Annotated in this window: 10 protein-coding genes; 3 read left to right on the top strand and 7 right to left on the bottom strand. The window is 59.5% G+C overall.

The genetic code is table 11. The features are described from left to right. Positions 1 to 7 precede the first annotated feature (7 nt). Positions 8 to 1,177 carry a tyrosine-type recombinase/integrase gene (locus DM813_RS25660; RefSeq protein ID WP_128326198.1) on the bottom strand — a complete coding sequence of 390 codons (1,170 nt, stop codon included), beginning with the start codon at positions 1,175 to 1,177 and terminating at the stop codon, positions 8 to 10. Between the two features lie 66 nt (positions 1,178 to 1,243). Between DM813_RS25660 and dusA the strand changes: the two genes are divergently transcribed. From dusA to DM813_RS25645, 3 genes are all read left to right on the top strand, one after another. Beyond that, complete coding sequence (gene dusA, locus DM813_RS25655) at positions 1,244 to 2,254, top strand: tRNA dihydrouridine(20/20a) synthase DusA (RefSeq protein WP_128326197.1); 1,011 nt, start codon at positions 1,244 to 1,246, stop codon at positions 2,252 to 2,254. A 123-nt stretch (positions 2,255 to 2,377) separates the two neighbouring features. Beyond that, complete coding sequence (tal, locus tag DM813_RS25650) at positions 2,378 to 3,304, top strand: transaldolase (protein ID WP_128326196.1); 927 nt, start codon at positions 2,378 to 2,380, stop codon at positions 3,302 to 3,304. Between the two features lie 150 nt (positions 3,305 to 3,454). Continuing rightward, positions 3,455 to 5,359, top strand: a complete 1,905-nt coding sequence (locus tag DM813_RS25645; RefSeq protein WP_128326195.1) for an alkaline phosphatase D family protein — start codon at positions 3,455 to 3,457, stop codon at positions 5,357 to 5,359. 42 nt (positions 5,360 to 5,401) lie between these two features. Here DM813_RS25645 and rssC read toward each other — a convergent pair whose 3' ends face one another. The 6 genes from rssC to DM813_RS25615 all read right to left on the bottom strand — a co-directional run bounded on the left by rssC (position 5,402) and on the right by DM813_RS25615 (position 12,304). Then, a complete protein-coding gene (gene rssC / locus DM813_RS25640) occupies positions 5,402 to 5,884 on the bottom strand; it encodes an anti-sigma factor antagonist RssC (protein ID WP_013971741.1) in 483 nt (160 codons plus the stop codon). Continuing rightward, entirely contained in the window at positions 5,881 to 7,065 is a 1,185-nt protein-coding gene (rssB, locus tag DM813_RS25635; protein WP_128326194.1) for a two-component system response regulator RssB, read from the bottom strand. Before rssB ends, rssC begins: the two co-directional genes overlap by 4 nt. A 341-nt stretch (positions 7,066 to 7,406) precedes the next feature. Continuing rightward, positions 7,407 to 9,839, bottom strand: coding sequence for a TonB-dependent receptor (locus DM813_RS25630; protein WP_128326193.1), 2,433 nt, complete (start codon positions 9,837 to 9,839; stop codon positions 7,407 to 7,409). 110 nt (positions 9,840 to 9,949) lie between these two features. Then, positions 9,950 to 10,927 (bottom strand): FecR domain-containing protein, encoded by a 978-nt coding sequence (locus tag DM813_RS25625; RefSeq protein WP_277750119.1) that lies wholly within the window; start codon positions 10,925 to 10,927, stop codon positions 9,950 to 9,952. After that, positions 10,928 to 11,440, bottom strand: a complete 513-nt coding sequence (locus DM813_RS25620) for a sigma-70 family RNA polymerase sigma factor (protein WP_128326192.1) — start codon at positions 11,438 to 11,440, stop codon at positions 10,928 to 10,930. 156 nt (positions 11,441 to 11,596) lie between these two features. After that, a complete protein-coding gene (locus tag DM813_RS25615; RefSeq protein WP_128326191.1) occupies positions 11,597 to 12,304 on the bottom strand; it encodes an MlaA family lipoprotein in 708 nt (235 codons plus the stop codon). Positions 12,305 to 12,432 lie beyond the last annotated feature (128 nt).

Here is a 12,432-nt window from a genome sequence, read left to right as displayed (position 1 = left end):
GAGATACTCACCTTCCGTTGCACTTCGACCTACCACCCAAAACTACATTAGCCTCAACCACACTTTTTAACCACCTCCAATTACAATACAAATCCCCCCTCCCCTTGAGGTGCGTGTATCGCCTCAGCGAATTCCAATCCCTGTGACCTGAAACACTCGCCACACGTGGAATATCCCAGTCCATTTCAAACAGGCGGCTAACCCCTTCATGTCGCAGGTCGTGAAAATGTAGGTTTTTGATCGCGAGGAACTGACATGCCCTAGTCCACGCTGCCGAGATAGAGTCGCTGTTGTAGGGGAATATCTCATCACACTCACGAGGCATACTCTGCACAATTGCCCAGGCTTCATCCGGCAAGTGGCACCAGACATCGTTACCGATTTTCTGTCCAGGGTTCTTCATATCTCGCACCTTCACAGCCTGCCGATCTTCATCCAGGTCAACCCAGCGAATTCGTGTAATCTCCTCTTGGCGGCGCGTAGAGAACAGCGCAAAGGCAAGCACCTTTGGCATGTTGATAGAGGATGGTCGACGCTTCAGCATCTCGAAAAAATACTCAAGCAGCTTATCCAGCTCATTGGTTGCCGGACGCCGATCACGCTCGCGGCTTTTCATGTTGTATCCAAGCTTTTTCAACACGGTACGAGCGTCACCCATCGCATGAGGAGCCACCTCATACCCCCAAGCGGGGCGAGCTACTGAAAGTACAGAGCCGAGGTGCGCCAAGTCGTTACCAGCGGTCTGCGGCTTCACCCCGCCACCTGCAGGACTCATGCGCCAAAGAGCGTAATCGACCAGGACCTGGCTGCTGATGGCCGAATCCACGATCTCACCGAGGTAGCTCGCAGCGATCGCAAGCAGTGTCGCCTTTTTGGTTTTACCCATCTCCACTGCCTTGGCGCCCTCAAGCACATAGCGGTCAATCATCTCGCGCACGGTGTGGCCCTTCCTGTTGGCCCGCTCGATCGCACCTGGCTCAGACAACTCGGTCTCCCGTCGCTTCGCCCATGCCTGCGCAGCCTGCTTACGGGCGAACGTCTGGTTCTCTTGGTAAACTAGGACCTTGTCGCGATTGATACGAATCTGGACGGTGTAACTCGTTGTGCCATCGGCCTTTTTGCGTGCTCTGATCGTTGCCATGTGAAATTGGTACACGTCGATTTGAGATTGGTACATTGTACCAAGCACTTGGTAAAAACGCCCAAAAACCCCCGAAAATCGGTACAAAACACGTTGAACGAAATGCCCCTAGAATCCGCCGCAACCCCAGTAAACCCGCGCCCTGAGCCGTCCCGCCGCTTCAGCGTTGCGCCGATGATGGACTGGACAGACCGCCACTGCCGGTACTTCCTGCGCCTGCTTTCGCGCAATGCCCTGCTCTACACCGAAATGGTCACCACCGGCGCGCTACTGCACGGTGATGCCGAGCGTTTCCTGCGTCACGACGAAGCCGAGTATCCCCTGGCCTTGCAGCTGGGCGGCAGCGTGCCGGCAGATCTTGCCGCGTGCGCCAGGCTGGCGCAGGACGCTGGCTACGATGAGGTCAACCTCAACGTCGGCTGCCCGAGCGACCGGGTGCAGAACAACATGATCGGCGCCTGCCTGATGGGCCACCCGGCCCTGGTCGGCGATTGTGTCAAGGCGATGCAGGATGCGGTGCAGATCCCGGTGACAGTCAAACACCGTATCGGCATCAATGGCCGCGACAGTTACGCCGAGCTGTGCGACTTCGTCGGGCAAGTGCGCGACGCCGGTTGCCGCAGCTTTACCGTGCATGCGCGCATTGCAATTCTCGAAGGCCTGTCTCCGAAGGAAAACCGTGAGATTCCACCACTGCGTTACGACGTGGCGGCACAGTTGAAGGCTGACTTCCCGGAGCTGGAGATCATCCTCAATGGCGGCATCAAGACGCTCGCCGAATGCCAGGAGCACCTACAGACCTTTGACGGAGTGATGCTGGGGCGCGAGGCGTACCACAACCCCTATGTGCTGGCCGAAGTCGACCAGCAACTGTTCGGCAGCCAGGCGCCGGTGATCAGCCGCAGCGAAGCACTGGCGCAATTGCGCCCTTACATTGCCGCGCACCTGGCCGCGGGTGGCGCCATGCACCATGTGACCCGGCATATTCTCGGCCTTGGCCAGGGCTTCCCGGGGGCGCGCAAGTTCCGTCAATTGCTCTCGGTGGATATTCACAAGAGCAAGGACCCGCTGGCGCTGCTCGACCAGGCGGGCGCGTTGTTGCAAGGCCGCTAGCTCCGGAACCTGTGCCGGCTTCGCCACTCCAAGGCATATCCTTTACCCCGCCTGCCAGCCAGCCCTTGAGCGGCTGGCAGCGCTCGGGTAATGTCGATCCATTGCACAGGACAGAGCACGCCCATGACCTCCAAGCTGGAACAACTCAAGCAGTTCACCACTGTAGTTGCCGACACTGGTGACATCGATGCCATCAGCCGCCTGAAACCGGTCGACGCCACCACCAACCCTTCCCTGCTGCTCAAAGCCGCCGCAATGCCCGGCTATGCCGATCTGCTGCGCCAATCGGTCGAACACAGCAAGGGCGATGTGGGCCTTGCCTGTGACGCCTTTGCAGTCGCCGTCGGTGCCGGCATTCTCAAGGTCATTCCGGGACGCATCTCCACCGAGGTCGATGCCCGCCTGTCCTTTGACCAACCGGCACTGCTGGCTAAAGCCCGGCAACTGATCGCGCTCTACGAAAAGGCCGGCATCGGCCGCGACCGCGTTCTGATCAAGCTGGCGTCGACCTGGGAAGGCATCCGCGCCGCCGAAGTGCTGGAAAAAGAAGGCATCCAGACCAACCTTACCCTACTGTTCTCCTTCGCCCAGGCCCAAGCCTGCGCCGATGCCGGGGTGTTCCTGATTTCGCCGTTCGTGGGCCGGATCTACGACTGGTACAAAAAGGCTACCGGCAAGGAATATGTCGGCGCCGAAGACCCGGGTGTGCAGTCGGTTACCCGAATCTACGACTACTACAAGACCAACGGCTACAACACTGTGGTGATGGGTGCGAGCTTCCGCAATATCGGCCAGATCGAGCAATTGGCCGGCTGCGACCGTCTGACCATCAGCCCCGAGCTGCTGCAGCAACTGAGTGACGACCAAGGCGAACTGCCGCGCGTGCTGGTGCCGGGCAACAAGGGCGAAGCCCGTCAAGAATTGACCGAGGCGCAATTTCGCTGGGCCTCCAATGAAGATGCCATGGCCACCGAGAAACTCGCCGAAGGCATTCGCCAGTTCGCCCGGGACCAGGAGAAGCTCGAAGCCTTGCTCGCAGCAAAGGCTTGATACAAAACAGCAATTGCCACTGCGGCAGCGAATGCCGAGTATCGCTGCTTTTTACGGCCTGGACGGCCTCATCGCGGGCCAGCCCTGCTCTTGCCAACGCAGGAGCAGGTCTGGCCCGTGGTGCTTGCAGTTGTGCTTTCCGAGATGTTGATGCCTGAGTCCCGCGCTTTACCAATCGTACTGGCCGGCCCTGTGCTGCGCCGCCTGGAACCTGCACGCCTGGTGTTCTGGCTGGTGGGTTCCCAGGCCCTGCAGCCAGCACTCGAACTGAGCACCGCCGGTGTAACGTCGAGTGTTGACTGCCAGATAATCCCGATCGGTCGACATGCCTTTGTGCACTTGATCGACGTGCGCCTCGACACCCCGCTGCCCTGTGATGAACACATCGACTACGACTTGATCCTGACGACTGCTGAAGGTGCGCAGGGCATCGCACAGTGGGCGCCTCACCTGCTCTATAACGGCGCTCAACGGCCCAGTTTTGTCGTGCATTCGCGACTTGAGCAACTGCTCCACGGTTCTTGCCGCAAACCTCATCATCCCGCTGCCGATGGTCTGCTGTGCGCCGATCGTTTGCTCGAGGAGTGTGCCGACCCCAGGTCGCGCCCCGCCGTGCTGATGATGAGCGGCGACCAGGTCTATGCCGATGATGTCGCCGGTCCCATGTTGCGGGCGATCCATGCGCTGATCGAACGACTTGGACTGTTTGACGAAACCCTGCAAGGTGCGGTGGTTGATGACAGCCGTGCGCTCTATCGACACCCGGCCAGCTACTACCACAGGGCCGACCTGCTGCCCGCACTGGAGAGCAATGAAACCCTGCGCGAACGCTTTTTTGGTGGCGCGCGCAAGCCGATTTTCACCAGCAGCAATGCCGACAACCACCTGGTGACCTTTGCCGAGGTCATGGCCATGTACCTGCTGGTCTGGTCACCAGTGCCCTGGACCCTGATCGCCCCGCAGATACCGCCGGGGCTCACGCCGGAACGCCAGGCGCGCTACCTGCAGGAGCAACAGTTGATCGAGGGCTTTGTCGGCGGACTGGGCGGCGTGGCACGGGTATTGGCCCATCTGCCCAGCCTCATGATCTTCGACGATCACGACATTACCGATGACTGGAACCTGTCAGCGCAGTGGGAAGAAACCGCCTATGGTCATCCCTTTTCCAGACGCATCATTGGCAACGCATTACTTGCCTACCTGTTGTGCCAGGGCTGGGGCAATGATCCCGACGCCTGTCGTACGCTGGTGCAAAAATGCCAGGTACTGAGCCAGAGCGCCCTGGCCGACCAGCACCTGGACACCCCGGCGCAAGATGCGCTGATCGATGAAACGCTACGGTTTCAAGGTTGGCAGTTCGTGCTGCCGAGCAACCCGCCACTGCTGGTGCTGGATACCCGGACGCGACGCTGGCGCAGCGAAAGCAACCTGAAAAAACCCTCCGGCCTGCTCGACTGGGAAGCCCTGAGCGAACTGCAACAAGCCCTGCTCGACCATCCCTCGGCCATCATCGTGTCACCGGCGCCGATCTTCGGGGTCAAGCTGATCGAGACCGTACAGCGGGTGTTCAGCTGGCTGGGCTATCCGTTGCTGGTCGATGCCGAGAACTGGATGGCCCATCGCGGTGCCGCGCAAGTGATCTTGAATATTTTCCGCCATTCGCGGACACCTGGGCATTATGTGATTCTGTCCGGCGATGTGCATTATTCCTTCGTCTACGAAGTGCTGATCCGTCACCGCCAGCGCAGCCCGCACCTCTGGCAGATCACCAGCAGCGGCATCAAGAACGAGTTCCCACGGCGCCTGCTGGATACCTTCGACCGCCTCAACCGCTGGCTGTATTCGCCTCGTTCGCCGCTGAACTGGCTGACAAAACGTCGGCAGATGGAAGTGATCCCGCGCATACCGAGCCACAGCAAAGCGGGCGAACGACTGTGGAACGGCGCCGGTCTCGGCCAGGTATTTTTCAATGAACAGGGGCAACCGCAGCGGATTTTCCAGCTCAACGCCGATGGCGGCGCAGCAACGGAGTTTCCACCACGGGTCAAGGATTAGTTAGTGTCGGGATCGACAGGCACCTGATGGCGCCTGGGGGCGTCAGGTGCGCTCGAGGGCGTTGACCAGGTCGTGAAAGGCTTCACGGTTGGAATCGTTCAGGCCCATGAGGATCTTGTGCGCTTCCAGCACCTTGGAACGCACCACATCTTCGTTCTGGTCCTGGGACGGCAGATCGGTCAGGCACTCGGGACATGGAATCGGTCGATCAACAATGTTGAACACCTGATCGAAGCCCATGGACTGCAGCAACCGCGAAATGTCCGGGTTGGTCGTCACCACGGTCGGCAACAGGCCGACTTTTTGCCGCGACAGGATCGAGAGCTTGGCCAGCAAACCCAAGGTGGTACTGTCGATGCTCTCGGTTTCCGTGAGATCGATGACGATCGCCGAAAAATTCAGCGCCGTGAAGATCTTCTCAATAGTCGCATCCAGCGCTGAACACAAAGTCAGACGCACTTCACCGACAAACTTCAGAACGAACGTGCCGCTCTGTTCGGCGAACTGGATTCTACCCGTACTCATTGAAGGTTCCTGCTCAACACCAATAGGGCGATATCATCCGGCATCTCCCCAAGCGTAGCCAATCCGAATCGTTGGCGCAGCCCATCCAGGCTGCCACCCGCGGCCTTGACGATTTCCGGCAAGGCTGCCTCTTTATCTTTGAGTGTATCCCCGGGCAAAAGGTCCAGAATGCCATCAGAGAGTAAGGTCAGGCTGAATTGCGGTGGCAACTCCAGTACATGGTCCTGGTAAGTGGCCTCTTCAAACAGTCCGACCGGCAATCCGCGCCCTTCCAGATAGCGGCTTTGGCCCGGGGTATACAGCACGGGCAACGGCAGATGGCCGCCGATGCTGTAGGTCATCAGGCCGGTGTCTTCATCAATTACACCACCGACCATGGTTACGTGCTTGCCCAGCTTGCAGTTGATCAGGCCGCGGTTGATATGTCCAAGCACTTCTGACGGCTTGAAGTCGCGCAATCTGGAATTGCGCTTGAATTCGAACAACAGCCGGGTGGTCATGAACTTCAGCAGCACGGTGACGAACGCCGAGGAGGCGCCATGACCGGAAACATCGGCCAGGTAGAACGCGATACGTCGCTCGTCGACGCGGAAATAGTCGGCAAAGTCGCCCGACAGGTACAACGATGGAATGATCTGGTGCTCGAATGACAGCTCGTCCGCCACCCACGGGCTTTCCGGCAGCATGTTCATCTGCACCTGGCGCCCGGCGGTCTGGTCTTCCTGCAACAGGTGCAGACTGGCCTCCAGCTCGCGGTTGGCGGTTTCGAGCTTTTCGCGGTAGCGCTGGTTTTCCAGCACCAGGCGTGCCCGGTCCAGCGCGCGGCGTACTGAGTGCTCGAGCACCGCGAGGTCTTCCAGGGGTTTGATCAGGTAGTCGGCTGCGCCCAGGCGCAAGGCTTCGACCGCGTCGTTCATCACCCCGGCACCGGACACCACAATGACCGGCAACTCGGGCGCACGCTCAGTCACCTGGCGAATCAGCTCCAGACCGCCCATTTGCGGCATGCGCAGATCGCAGATGACTAGATCGGGCTGTTTCTGCTCGAAGACCTGAAGGCCCTGCTGGCCATTGCTCGCTTGCAGGACACGGAAACCACTGTCTTCAAGGTAGGCGGCAAGACTCGCACGTACGACGTCGTCGTCATCGATGATCAGCAGCGTTGCACTGGTTTTCTGCATGTGGGCAAACGGCGCCAGAATTAGGTTGGCGTAGGCGGCTCGTCAAGGCTTGAGCACGCTTACTGGATTCGCTTCTAGCCTCTCTACTATGAGTTGTAGGACAAGACGGGTTGTCCGGCAACTGGCAGAGGTGCCCTGTAAGGCGCAGACGGTACTCCCATCCGCCAGGTGTTTCAAGGGTACGCCGATGCTTGCTGCGGGTCTTTATCCGCTTAAATCACTAAGAGTTATTAGGCACCGATTTTCAGTTACCAGAGGGCATATTAAACATCCCACTGAGCATGCGTCGCACGGCCGAGCCTGTAAGCGTTGAACTCAATGCTTACAGGCCGCAGGCGCTATCAGAAATCGACCGTAGCAGACAATTGCAGTGTACGCGGGTACCCGGGAGAGATGGCGCCGTATGAGGCTACGCCCGACCAGTACTCGCGATCGAAGACGTTCTGCACGGTGGCACGAAAGGTCGTCGGCCGACCTTCGATTCTGGTGACGTAGCGCGCCCCGGCGTCGATTCGGGTCCAGGCATCCAGCTCCTGGGTGTTGGCCTGGTTGACATACTGGCTGGCGGTGTAGATCGCACCGCCGGTCAGGGTAAAGCCTTCGAGCCACGGCGTATCCCACTCGGTCCAGATATTGGCCTGCACATCCGGCACGCCCACCGGCTCGTTGCCGCGGTTGGCGCGGGTGGCCGAATCGGTCAGTTCACCGTCAAGCAGGGTGACGCCACCCATTACCCGCGTACCCGTTGCGACCTCGCCGAACATGCTCAGCTCGACACCCCGGTTGCGTTGTTCGGCCTGGACCGAAAACTGGTTACCTGCGCCCAGTTCACCACTGGGCTTTTCAATCTGAAACAGTGCCAGGGTGGTCATGAATGTGCCTTGTTCGAACTTCACCCCGAGCTCATGCTGTTTGGTTTCATACGGCGCAAACGCTTCGCCCGAGTTGGCAGCCGTGGCGGGGGCGATGTCACCCTTGCTCAGGCCTTCAACATAGTTGTAGTAAAGCGAAACGTGTTCCCAAGGCTTGACCACCACACCCACCACCGGGGTAGTCGCACTGTCGTCGTAGCGAGAAGTCACCGCCCCGGTGGCACTGTAATTGCGCGACTCGATTGATTGCCGGCGTACCCCAAGGGTCAGTTGCGCGCGGTCTTCGAGCACGGACAGCGTGTCGGTGATGGCAACGCCGGACAGCTCCGACTCGGAAATGCGCAAGACTTTGGGTGCATTGATGTACTGCTTGGGTACGTCGATCGGGTGGTAGATGTTCGAGCGAATGTCGGTGCCGTTGTTGATGCCTCGGGACAGCTCGTCCTGATACCGCGTCGCCATCACGGTAGTCGTGTGGCTGACCGGCCCGGTCTCGAACAGCGCGCGCAAGCCAATATCGGCGGTGGAGCGGTCGACGTTGAACTTGTAGTAACCGGGAATATTGCTGGTATCACCCGCGTCATTGAGAATGCGCGGCACCTGGTCGGACATGCGTTTGACGTCCGCCTTGCCGCCGCCGGCATGGGCAAATACCGTCACTGCATCATTAAGGTCATATTCACCACCGAGCAACGCCGACTGCTCACTGGTTTCAGACCAGCCCCAATCCTGTGACAGATTGGTCCGGCCATTGGGCGCAGTCGGCACATCGATGCCCGCCGCCACCGTGAAGGGGCGCGACGCGGCATCCCACTGCTCTTTCTGGCTGATGAAGTCGAGGTTCAAACGCAGTCGCTCGCCTTGGTAGTCGAGGGCAATGGCGCCGATGTCCAGTTCGCGTTCCTGGTTATCAATGGCAGTATCACCCTGCTGGACGCTGCCATTGAAACGCACACCAAACTGCTTTTCTTCACCGAAGCGGCGACTGACATCGATATGCCCGCCCGCCTGAGTATCAGCGCTGTAACTGGCGGTAAAGCGGGTCAGGTCTTCAGCCAGGGCGCGCTTGGGGACGATGTTGATCACGCCACCAACGCCACTGTTGGGCGAGATGCCGTACATCAAGGCGCCCGGCCCTTTGAGCACTTCAACTCGCTCGGCGTATTCGGTGAACACACGGTAGTTAGGCGCCACGCCATAGACGCCATCAAACGCCAACTCGCCGAGGTTGCCCTCGCCCACGGGAAATCCGCGAATGAAAAACGAATCGACAATCCCGCCGGTCTGCCCGGTGGAGCGCACTGACGGGTCACGCTCAAGTGCATCGGCAACGGTCACCGTCTGCAAATCGGCGAGGGTTTTCGCGGTATAGCTGGTCACACTGAACGGTGTATCCATCACGTCCTTGTTGCCCAGCATGCCCACTCGCCCGCCACGGGCGACCTGTCCACCGGCAAACGCGTCGGGCAACGCACTGCCCTGCAGGCTGTTGGCGTCGATGGTGGTAGCAGCCAGCGTAAGCCCGTCGCCACTGTCGGCGACACGCCTGGCCAGGGTGTAGCTGCCATCATTGCGCTCAACCAGTTCCAGGCCGCTACCAACCAGCAGTTGCTCCACGCCATCAGGTCCCGAGTACGTGCCCGACAGCCCGGCGCAATGAAGCCCCTCGGTCAATGCCGGTTCAAACGACAACGCAATGCCCGACTGCATGGCAAAACTGGACAGCGCACGCCCCAGGGGCCCTGGCGGAATCTCGTAGTTCTGACTGGCGATGGCATCCAGTTGCCGGGGGGCAGCGGCCCAGGAAGAAGTGCTTGCTGTGACCAGGGCCAAACTCAGCGCAGCAGTGCGAATGGCTATTGCCAACCTGCTTTCACCGCGAGGACGACGTACAACTGACATGAGGGGAGGATCCTTGAGACGGAGATAAAAGTGCTGTTCTCTCCTGTTGCCAGTCCAGATGAAAAAAAGTATCACCCCAAGCGCATTTTATTTTTCAGCGCCCAGGCAACTCAGCGGGCAGACAGCAACACCCAATAGCCGCCCATGTGCGTGTTCAGCGTGACGGGATAGGTCTGCACCAGCATGTTCAAACTGTGTGTGGTATCGCTGAGCGGAAATGCCCCTGAGACAGGCAGATTGGCAATGGCCGGGTCGCAACGCAGAAAACCGCGCCGATAGCGCGCCAGTTCGGCAACGAAATCGGCCAGCCTCATCTTGTCGGCCAACAGCATGCCTCGGACCCAGGCGGTCGCGGTGTTGTCGACCGCGCTGATCGGGCTACAGCTGCGCGCATCGAAAGAGGCCCTCCCACCAGCCTGCACAATCAACGGCACACCTGCGCCGGCATTGACCGGCTCGACCCTGACGGCGCCTTCCAGCACCGCCAGATAAGTGCGTCCGGCCTGCTCACGTACGCAAAAGCGTGTGCCCAAGGCCTGCATCCGCCCTTCACGGGTCGCCACCCTCAACGGGCGCGACGGAACAAGGTGGTCGGCAGCGGTCTGTACGAGAATTTCACCCCGACGCAACTGGATCAGTCGCTGGTCAGCATCGAACCGCACATCGATCGCCGAGTCGGTATTGAGTACAACCTGCGTGCCATCGACCAAGGTCAATTCGCGGCGCTCGCCAACGGCGACACCGTAATCGGCCGTCCAGCCTTGTTGCTCACCCACCTTCCAGCTCGCCCAGAGCGCAGGCCCTACCGCAAGCAACAGTGCCAGCCGGGTGATTGCTGCACGTCGATCCGGGTCGTTCGGGCGATCCAGGGCGGGCATCGACACCGACGCCGGCAAGCTGCCCAGTTTGCTCATCAGCAATTCGGCCCGACGCCAGGCCTGTTCGCGTTCAGGGCTGCTGTTTCGCCAGGTGGCCAGATCTGCTTTCTGCGTATCAGTGACGTCGTCGTCACTCATCGACATCAGCCACTCGGCTGCTTCCTCAAGCGCGTCGGAGCCAATGGTTTGAATGCGCCGGGAGTCTGTCACTTACTCCACCAGCGCAAGGCACTGTACAAATGCCTGTTTCATGTAGCGTTTGACGGTGATCAGCGAGACGCCGAGCTGATCGGCAATGGCCTCGTACTTCATGCCGCCGATCTGTGACAACAAAAAGGCGCGCCTGACCAGCGGTGGCAGGCTGTCGAGCATGGCGTCAATTTCGTGCAGCGTTTCCAGCAGCAGGTAGCGGGTTTCTGGCGACGGCACCTCCGGCGCCGGGAGCGCCGCCAACGCGGCCAGGTAGGCGCGCTCCAGGGCTTTGCGCTGAGACCAGTTGGCCAGGATGCCCCCTGCAACGCAGTTGAGGTAGGCCCGGGGCTCATTGAACACCGTGACGTTCGAGGCGAGAATGCGCGCAAAGGTATCGTGCACCAGATCAGCCGCATCCATGGCGTTGCCCAGGCGTTTGCGCAAGCGTGCGTAGAGCCATCCGTGATGACCGCTGTACAGCGCTTCGACGGTACGTAGCTGGTTTAGAGGGGCAGACACAAGTTCGCTCATGACGGGCGGTATATTTTTGTAAGTGATAACTATTTGCAAGAATAATTTAAATCAGGCCGCGCAAGCAAGTGGCGCTCTCCTGCCTGCCAGCAACGGCTAAATGACAGGCATGAAAAAGGCGACACGAGGGTCGCCTTTTGTAGACAGACGTGACGATTAAAAATCGTCTTCGACCTGACCGTCCTTGACCTTGAACTCGCGGTTCTGCAGGTAGGCGTTGCGAATGAACACGTATTTGTCGCCGCGGATCAGCTTCTCCGCCGACAGCAAGCTGGCCCGCGTATCGACGACATCCACGGCAAGCGCGGTGTTGCGCGTCGGCACGTGATCGATGTAGCGGTAAGGTTCGGTGTAGGTGTCCGGGTACTTGCCGATGGCATCACGTACAGTGCTCGGGCCCAGCAATGGCAGCATCACGTACGGGCCGCTGCTGACCCCCCAGTAACCCAGGGTCTGGCCGAAGTCTTCGTCATTGCGCTGCAGGCCCATCTTGGTACCGACATCGAAGAAGCCGCCAATCCCGAAGGTGGTGTTGACGATCATCCGTGCAATATCGACACCGGCTGCATGGGGCTTGAGCTGCAGGACATTGTTCGCAAGGTTGGTGACATCACCCACGTTGAGAAACATGTTGTGAATGCCATCTTCCAGAAACTGCGGGGTAATCGCCTGGTAGCCCTTGGCCAACGGCTTGAGTGCATAGGTATCAACGGTGTCGTTGAAGGTGAAGATCGGCCGGTTGATGCTTTCCCATGGATCTTCCTCGGTCGCGGCCTGGACTGCGCCCAATGGCGCCAGCATCAGGCCGGCACAGACACAGGCCCGGGCCATCCGATTGATCACGTCTGTACCGTTCCTACGCATAGAGTTACTCCTAGACATTCACTACAGAGGACGCTACGCGTCCTTCACATAAAAGGAAACAAGTATAAAGACTCTGCCACTGATAAACACCATGACACAAACCAGGTAATAAATTTGTGAATGTCTGT

The organism is Pseudomonas alkylphenolica, assembly GCF_004025535.1.
GTDB lineage: Bacteria > Pseudomonadota > Gammaproteobacteria > Pseudomonadales > Pseudomonadaceae > Aquipseudomonas > Aquipseudomonas alkylphenolica_A.
The sequence above is the reverse complement of the archived record's forward strand: the minus strand, read 5'-3'. Positions and strand labels throughout refer to the sequence as shown.